General features: G+C 76.1%; 5 protein-coding genes. 3 read left to right on the forward strand and 2 right to left on the reverse strand.

Translation table 11 applies throughout. The features are described from left to right. Positions 1-565: AMP-binding protein (locus EF918_RS32490; protein WP_185922027.1), on the reverse strand; the 565-nt coding region annotated here is incomplete at its 3' end. Between the two features lie 20 nt (positions 566-585). Next, positions 586-1,353 carry an SDR family oxidoreductase gene (locus tag EF918_RS32495; RefSeq protein ID WP_260610873.1) on the reverse strand — a complete coding sequence of 256 codons (768 nt, stop codon included), beginning with the start codon at positions 1,351-1,353 and terminating at the stop codon, positions 586-588. Between the two features lie 196 nt (positions 1,354-1,549). Between EF918_RS32495 and EF918_RS32500 the strand changes: the two genes are divergently transcribed. The 3 genes from EF918_RS32500 to EF918_RS32510 all read left to right on the forward strand — a co-directional run. Next, positions 1,550-2,869, forward strand: coding sequence for an exo-beta-N-acetylmuramidase NamZ domain-containing protein (locus EF918_RS32500; protein ID WP_125652499.1), 1,320 nt, complete (start codon positions 1,550-1,552; stop codon positions 2,867-2,869). Positions 2,870-2,935: 66 nt separating this feature from the next. After that, positions 2,936-4,243, forward strand: a complete 1,308-nt coding sequence (locus EF918_RS32505) for a serine-threonine protein kinase (RefSeq protein ID WP_185922026.1) — start codon at positions 2,936-2,938, stop codon at positions 4,241-4,243. 104 nt (positions 4,244-4,347) lie between these two features. Further along, the coding region (locus tag EF918_RS32510; protein WP_260610874.1) for a hypothetical protein at positions 4,348-4,898 on the forward strand (551 nt) is incomplete at its 3' end.

The following is a 4,898-nucleotide window of genomic DNA, read 5'->3' on the forward strand; positions in this document are numbered from 1 at the left end:
GGCCGCCGTCCCACGACCCCGGACCGCCGGGCCCGGCCGCGGCCTCGGGCCCGGCGGTCCGGGGTCGTGGGACGGCGGCCGGGGGGAGGACGCGGAGGTCGTCGCGGGTCTGGAGGTCGCGGGGGTCGGCGAGGAGGACGGTGCGGACGGCGGTGCCGGCGGCGGCCGGTCCGGCGTACGCCGTCCAGGTGGGCCGGTCGCAGACCAGGGCGGTGGCTCCGCTGTCGCGCAGGGCGTGGGCGAGTTCGGCGGTCTTGTACATCGGGTTGAGCGGGACCACGACCGCCCCGGCCTTCCAGGCGGCCAGCACCGCGAGCACGAAGTGCGGGGTGTTCTGGAGCACGACGGCGACCCGGTCGCCGGTCCGCAGGCCGCGCGCCGCCAGGTACCCGGCGACCGAGTCGGACAGCGCGTCGGTCTCGGCGTAGCTCAGCCGCCCGTCGAAGTAGGCCAGCGCCACGCGCCCGGGCGCCCGGCGCACCGCCGCCCGGAAGGCGTGCAGCACGCTGGGCGGCGGCTCGACCGGCGCCCGCTGCGCGGGGCTGAGCCGACCGAGCCACGGCATGGCGGCGTAGCGCGAGCCGGTCACGTACCGGTCTCCCACTTCTGCTGGAGGTGGTTCATGCCCGTGAGCCAGCGGTCGGGGTCGGTGGCGCGCGCGGCGTAGTAGCCGGCGACCTCGGGGTGCGGAAGGATCAGGAAGCGGTCCTCGGCCATGCCCGCGAACAGGGCGTCGGCCACGGCCTCGGGGGCGATCGCCGTGGGGACGAGCACGAGCTCGCCGGCCGACCCGGTGGCGCTGAGCATGTCGGTGCGGACTCCCTGCGGACAGATGGCGTGGACCTTCAGACCGCGGTGGCGGTAGGTCAGCGAGAGCCACTCGGCGAAGGCGAGCGCACCGTGCTTGGTGACACTGTACGGCGCGGCCCCGATCATGGTGAGCAGCCCGGCGGCCGAGACGGTGGAGACGAACCGGCCCTCGCCGCGCTCCAGCCAGTCCGGCAACAGGGTCCGGGCCGCCCGCACATGGGCCATGACGTTGGTCTGCCAGGCCGCTTCCCAGACGGCCTCGTCGGCGTCGGCGCCACCGCCCGAGCCGAGTCCGGCGTTGGCGCAGTAGACGTCCACGGCGCCGCCGAGCGCCTCGCGGGCCTCGGCCACGACCGCGGAGGCGTCGCCCGGCACGGCCACCGCCGCCGGGCCGATCGCGGCGGCGACGGCCTCCGCCCTGGCCGCGTCGAGGTCGTTGACCACGACCGTGGCCCCTTCCGCGGCGAAACGCCGCGCGAGCGCGGCGCCGATGCCGCCGCCCGCTCCGGTGACGACGACACGGGTGCCCTGGTATGCGGCCACTGGGTCCAGCCTTCCGTCTGCGTGGGGGGTAACGAGGGAACAAGGGGATGAGGGGATGAGGGGACGAGGGAACGAGCACGAGCACGAGAACGAGCACGAGCACGAGCACGAGCACGAGCACGAGAACGAGAACGAGTGGCAGACTAACCAGTCGGTATGTCGGGGCGGAAGGCCCCGGAGGACTAGCGTCGGCCGGGTGGAGCTGTCGCGACGGGGGTTGCTGGTGGCGGGGGTCGGCGGCGCGGTCGGCGCCGGCGCGGGGCCGGCGCGCGCCCGGTCGACCGGGCCGACCGGGCCGACCGGGCCGACCAGGGCGGCCGAACCCCCGGGGCGCACGGGGCCCCCGGAGCGGACGGGGTCCGGGGCCCCGGTGCGGACCGGGTTCCAGCGGCTCGCCGACGACGGGTACGGCCTGCTCTCCGGGCAGCGGGTCGGGGTGGTCACCAACCCCACCGGTATCACCGCCGACGCCCGCCACCTGGTCGACGTCCTGCACGCGGACGACCGCGTGGACCTGGTCGCCGTGTTCGGCCCGGAGCACGGGTTCCGCGGGACCGCGCAGGCCGGCGGCTCGGAGGGGCGGCAGCAGGACCCGGCGACCGGGCTGCCCGTGTACGACACGTACGGCACCAGCGGCAAGGCGCTGGCGGACCTGTTCACGGCGGCGCGTGTGCAGACGGTGGTCTTCGACATCCAGGACGTCGGGGCCCGCTTCTACACCTACATCTGGACCCTCTACGACGTGCTGCGCGCCGCCGCCCTCGCGGGGGTGGCGGTGGTGGTGCTGGACCGCCCCAACCCGGTGGGCGGTCGCGGCCCGGCCGGCCCGGTCCTGGACCGGGCCTACGCGAGCTTCGTCGGCCGGGAGCCGATCGCGCTCGCGCACGGCATGACGGCGGCCGAACTGGCCCGCCTGTTCAACGGGGAGTTCCTCAAGGACGCCCCCGCGCGGCTGCACACGGTCCCGATGACCGGCTGGCGGCGGGAGGCGTTCTTCGGGGAGACCGGTCTGCCCTGGGTGCCGCCGAGCCCCAACATGCCCACCCCGGACACCGCCCTCGCCTACGCGGGAACGTGCCTGTTCGAGGGCACCAACCTGTCCGAGGGGCGGGGCACGGCCACCCCCTTCGAGGTGCTGGGCGCGGAAGGCGTCGACCGCCGCTGGGCGGAGGCGGCGGACGCGCTGGACCTGCCGGGGGTCTGGGTGCGGGAGGCCTGGTTCGCCCCGACGTTCTCCAAGCACGCCGGGCGGACCTGCGGCGGGGTCCGGCTGGTGGTGCACGACCGGGCCGCGTTCGACCCCGTACGGACCGGGATCGGGCTGCTGGTGACCGCGCGGCGGACCTGGAGGGGGTTCGCCTGGCGGGCGGACCACTGGATCGACCGGCTGACCGGCTCGGACCGGGTGCGCACCCTGGTCGACGCCGGGGCCGGGGTGGACGAGATCGTGGGCGACTGGGCGGCGGGCCTCGCGCGGTTCGCCGCGGTGCGGGACGGGTACCTCCTGTACCGCTGAGGCGGTGGCCCGGAGGGGACGCCGGGACGTACCCGGGGCCGGGCCGGTGGCGAAGGGGGACGCGTCATGTCGGGTGTGGGTGTGGGACCTTACGCGGAGCTGACCGTGGACGCGCAGGGGGACGTGGACCGGACGACCCTGGCCGCGGTGGCCGGGCTGGACGTCACCGATCTGCTGGTCTTCGCGCACGGCTGGAACAGCGACCGCTCGACGGCCACCCGGCTCTACGACCGGTTCTTCGCCCCGTTCCCGGGGCTGGTGGGTCCCGGGGTGCGGCTGGGGTACGTAGGGGTGGTGTGGCCCTCGATGCGGTTCTCGGACGAGCCGATCCCCGACTTCGACCCGTCCGCGGCGGGGACGACGGCCACCGGGGGCTGGAGCGAGCTGGACGCGGAGACCCGGCGGGCGCTCGGGGAGTTCTGGCCGGGCCGGGAGGCGGAGCTGGACCGGATCGCCCGTCTGCTCGCGGAGCGGCCGGAGTCGCAGGCGGCCTTCGCCGAGTTCGGCGCCCTGGTGCGGGAGCTGGCGGGCGTGGGCCCGGCGGACCCGGGGAGCGCGGCGGGCGGGGACGTGGCGGGCGAGGTGCCGGCGATGTTCACCGAGGACCCGTTGGAGGTGTGCCGGGTCTTCACCGACGCGCTGGCCGCGGCGGGCGGTCCGGCGGCGTCGCCGGAGGAGGGCGGGGGCCGGGAGCTGTCCTTCGGCGGGGGCCTGCGCCGGCTGTGGAACGGCGCCAAGGAGGTGCTGCGGCAGGCCGCCTACTACGAGATGAAGAAGCGCGCCGGGGTGGTCGGCGAACGCGGCCTGGGCCCCGCCCTGGTGGAGGTCGCGCGGAGCCGCACGGAGCTGCGGGTGCACCTGGTCGGGCACAGTTTCGGCGCCCGGGTGGTGTCGTTCGCGCTGCGCGGCCTGCCGGACGGCTGGAGCTTCGTGAAGTCCCTGACGCTGCTCCAAGGCGCCTTCTCCCACTACGCGTTCAGCAACCAGCTGCCGCACGACCGGGGCCGGGGCGGGGAGCTGCGCGGGCTGCAGCGCCGGATCGACGGGCCGGTGGTGGCGTGCCATTCCGACCATGACACGGCGCTCAAGGTCTTCTATCCGCTGGCCTCGCGGATGGCGGGTGATTCGGCCGGATTCGCGGGCTTCGACGCCCGGTGGGGCGCGATCGGCCACGACGGGGTCCAGGCCCTGCCGGGTGCCCCCCGGCTGACCCTGGAGGCGGCCCTGCGGGAGGGGCTGCCGGGAGGGGGTTGCGTCAGCGTGGACGCGGCTTCCGTGGTCCGTCGGGGCGGCGCCCCCTCAGGGGCGCACAGCGACGTCTGCCACGAGGAACTCGCCCGGGTCGTCGTCTCGGCGGGACGCATGTGGCGCTGAGTTCCGGCCATGTGCCACCCGTACGCCTCGTCCGCCCCCGCATGCGCCCGCACCCGGACGGGCATGGTGGGCACATCGGCACGGCGGACGGAGGTGCAGGGGTGATGGCGGGATTCCGGAGCTTGGCGTACCAGGTGCGGGACGCGCGCAACGACCGGGCGTTGCGGCGGCATTCGCTGCGCCGCTGCCTGGAGAGATTCGCGCCCTACGGGCATCGGGCGACCTGGTGGCACTTGTGCGACCGGCACGGGATCGCGCCCGACGACCGGGCGGCGGATCCGCAGCGACTGGTGGCCGCGCTGGAGGAGCTGGAGGAGGCGCGCGCGGTCTGGCTGGCGTACGAGCGGCAGTTCGCCGAACGGCGGCGCCGCGAGAAGCACGACGGGCTGCGCCGGCCGGAGTGGGCCTGGAGCGGCGAGGCGGTGGTGCGCTGCGCCGACCCGGGCGTCCGCCCGGAGGGCGCCCTGGGCGAGGTACTGCGCCGGCTGGTGAACGCGCTGGAGTCGGAGCCGGGGACCGCCTGCCCGGTGTGCGGCACCCAGGAGCTCCGCTGGCCGGAGCCGGGGCCGGGGCGTTCCGCCCCCGCGGGCCCCTCCCCCGCCGGGGGCGCGGACCCGGCCCCGTGGGACGGCCCGGTGTGCGCCGGCTGCGGCAT

This window comes from Streptomyces sp. WAC06614, from assembly GCF_003949795.1.
GTDB lineage: Bacteria > Actinomycetota > Actinomycetes > Streptomycetales > Streptomycetaceae > Streptomyces.

Excerpts from the sequence above, each read along its gene's own strand:
- EF918_RS32505 (WP_185922026.1), top strand. The coding sequence starts at position 2,936 with ATGTCGGGTGTGGGTGTGGGACCTTACGCGGAGCTGACCGTGGACGCG.